Annotated in this window: 4 protein-coding genes; all 4 read right to left on the bottom strand. The window is 36.6% G+C overall.

Annotated features, from left to right (window positions below):
• Window positions 1–530, bottom strand: a 530-nt coding sequence (locus V7137_RS27015) for a potassium channel family protein (protein ID WP_335700931.1), incomplete at its 3' end; no start/stop codon positions are given.
• Between the two features lie 85 nt (window positions 531–615).
• Window positions 616–1,530: a DUF4349 domain-containing protein gene (locus tag V7137_RS27010; protein ID WP_335700930.1), complete on the bottom strand. Its 915-nt coding sequence runs from the start codon at window positions 1,528–1,530 to the stop codon at window positions 616–618.
• Window positions 1,531–1,673: 143 nt separating this feature from the next.
• Entirely contained in the window at window positions 1,674–2,129 is a 456-nt protein-coding gene (locus V7137_RS27005; protein WP_335700929.1) for a TlpA family protein disulfide reductase, read from the bottom strand.
• Between the two features lie 65 nt (window positions 2,130–2,194).
• Window positions 2,195–2,743: a peroxiredoxin gene (locus V7137_RS27000; RefSeq protein ID WP_335700928.1), complete on the bottom strand. Its 549-nt coding sequence runs from the start codon at window positions 2,741–2,743 to the stop codon at window positions 2,195–2,197.
• Window positions 2,744–2,849: the final 106 nt, after the last annotated feature.

The raw sequence follows: 2,849 nt of genomic DNA, 5'->3' as shown, positions 1-2,849 counted from the left end.
ACAATGTTCAAACCATATTTTTTACGAATGTCTAAATCCATAATTGTATGACCACTAAGTTTTCCATTTGCAACAATCTCTACAATACTGTGTTCAGCTGAAAGTTCAAGATAATCAACAACGTTACTAGAGGCCATATTGTTGGCTATTCGTCTTCCCATATCTCTTTCTGGATGAACGACATTGTCTGCTCCAATTTTACGAAGAACTTTTTCATGGTAATCATTTTGAGCCTTAGCGGTAATACGGTCTACTCCTAATTCCTTAAGAATAAGGGTTGTTAGGATGCTTGATTGAATATCATCGCCAATAGCCACGATTACATGATCAAAGTTACGTATCCCTAAGCTCTTTAAAACCGCTTCGTCTGTTGTATCCCCTACAACTGCATGGGATGCAATCATTGCATATTCATTTACACGTTCCTCATTCTTATCAATTGCGAGGACTTCCATCCCCTCATCAGTAAGAGTACGACAAATACTGCCACCGAATCGGCCAAGCCCAATAACTGCAAAGCTCCTTTTCATAAACAAACTCCTCTGCTTCCATCATGATCTCCTATGGTCTCATTTTAGCATTTTTTATTAAAGGAATATAGGGAGAATCACCTGTTTACTCTGGTCTGTTTCTGTTCTTCTTCTTTCTATACAGGGTAAAGAAAAGAATTCCAAGTAAAACTAAAATAGCAAAAATTGGTATGTTTCCTATGATAAAGATAACTAAACCTGATAAGCCAACTAATAACAAATTAATACTTTTCATAAATTGTTTTTTTGTTTTCTCCCATGTATTTAATTTGTCTTTCTCAATAGATGGAATAACTACTCTTTTTTCGTATAAGGTTATGTTAACCGTAGAAAGGGATGTTTGATTTTCTAAAAACTTCATCTTTCCTTCAATGGACTCGATTTCCTCCTGAACAACCGCCAAATCAGCTGAAATTTTTAATAAATCTTCTGTTTTTACAGCACTTTTCATGAAAGTTGTTAAACGTTCTTCCACTACCCTTTTTGATTTCAATCTTGACTCAAGATCCACATATTCCTCCGTTACATCCTGTCCGGTTATGTTCCTTTGCAAAACTTCTGCAGCTTGGCTCTCGGCATCATGTAAAAAGGCCTGAAAGTGCTTTTGTGGGATTCTTATTTTGATGCTGCCACTCACCTGCTCATTCCCCTCTTTTGACACATTGGACTCCGTTATATAGCCACCATATTTGATAACTTTTTCTTCAAGAGTTTGGACCGTTTTATCAAATTTTTTTACACGCAACTGAAGATCCGCTTGATAAATGACCATTTGATTTTGAATTTTTAGTCTTGCCGGTTCAGCTGTTTTTTCAGCCTTTCCTGCTTCACCCGCATAAAAGTTAGCTTGCTCCCCACTTCCCGAACTAGCTCTATCCATTGCCACATTATTACCTTGATTTACTTTTTCACTTTTTTCTTCGCTGCTAGCACTGCAGCCAGCAAGCCATACTAGTAAAATAATAAATAAGATAGATAACCTTCGGTTTATATTTGTCAACTTAAGACACCCCTTTTTCTATGTTTTAATGGTCTGTATGAATGCATATTTATTAATACCGACGATTAAAAAGAGGCAAGGTTACATTCTAAAAAAAAAAAGCTGCCGATTGGTAAACAACTGACAACTTTTTTTCAACAATATTATTCGGTTTTTTCTAACTCATCTAATACACGGTTTACACGTTTTTCGAGCATTTTCATGCCGCTTCCGCCTGCTTGGAAATGGCGGAGCTTACCTTCACGGTCAAAGACATAATAAGCTGGAACATATTGGTTTTCGAATGCTTCTGTTAACTTATGCTCACTGTCTACAAAAATTGGTTGATTAATCCCATGTTCAGCTGCCACTTGTTTAATTTCTTCTAAATTTAGATCGTTTTCAGATCGAGGCATATGAACGGCAACCACATTTAACTTGTCCTTAAAATCATCACGGAATTGGTTAACCTGGGGCATTGCTTCTTTACAAAGATGGCAGCTAATCGACCAAAAGTGGATTAATGTTGGTTTTTCACCGATTAGATCCGCTTTTGTCACTTCACCATTTAACCATTCTGCAGCACCGGTTAATTCTGGCATAGGTTCACGTAATTTCATGAGTATTCCTCCTATTAAAAAGACCTAACGCTTTTAAAAGGTTAGGTCTATCTTTTTTCTACTAATTAGACGTTCAATGTAGCTTGTCCAGGCTTCCAGTTCGCTGGGCAAAGACCACCTGTTTGTAATGCTTGAAGAACACGTAAAGTTTCATCAACATCACGGCCGATATTATTGTGGTTCACAACAGAGTACATTAATTCACCCTCTGGGCTGATGATGAATAATCCACGTAGCGCGATACCATCTTCTTCAATTAATACACCATAGTCACGAGCAACAACATGGTTCGTATCTGCTGCTAATGCGTAATTTAAATCGCCAAGACCATTTTCTTTACGGTCTGTTTTAATCCAAGCAAGATGAGTATGAATAGTATCTGTTGATGCACCAATTACAACTGCATCTAAATCATCAAATTCTTCATAACGGTCAGATAAGGCTGTGATTTCTGTTGGACAAACAAATGTAAAGTCCATTGGATAGAAGAATAATACAGTCCACTTATCGTTTTTCATATTTTCTTCTAGACTAACTTTACCAAATTCTTTGTTTGGTAATACAGCTTCCATTTCAAAGCGAGGTGCTTGTTTACCTACCATACGTTCAGGCATTCTAAATCCCTCCAAATATTAAATAAAATCAGCTTTATAGCAATTCTCATTTGCTATCCTTTATCACATTACTAATTATAGGTTAGAGCTTATTTCAGGTCAATAT

The organism is Neobacillus drentensis (assembly GCF_036962765.1).
In the GTDB taxonomy this organism is placed as follows: Bacteria; Bacillota; Bacilli; order Bacillales; family Cytobacillaceae; genus Neobacillus; species Neobacillus drentensis_C.
Note: the sequence above shows the minus strand (reverse complement) of the source record. Positions and strands in the feature narration are given on the sequence as shown.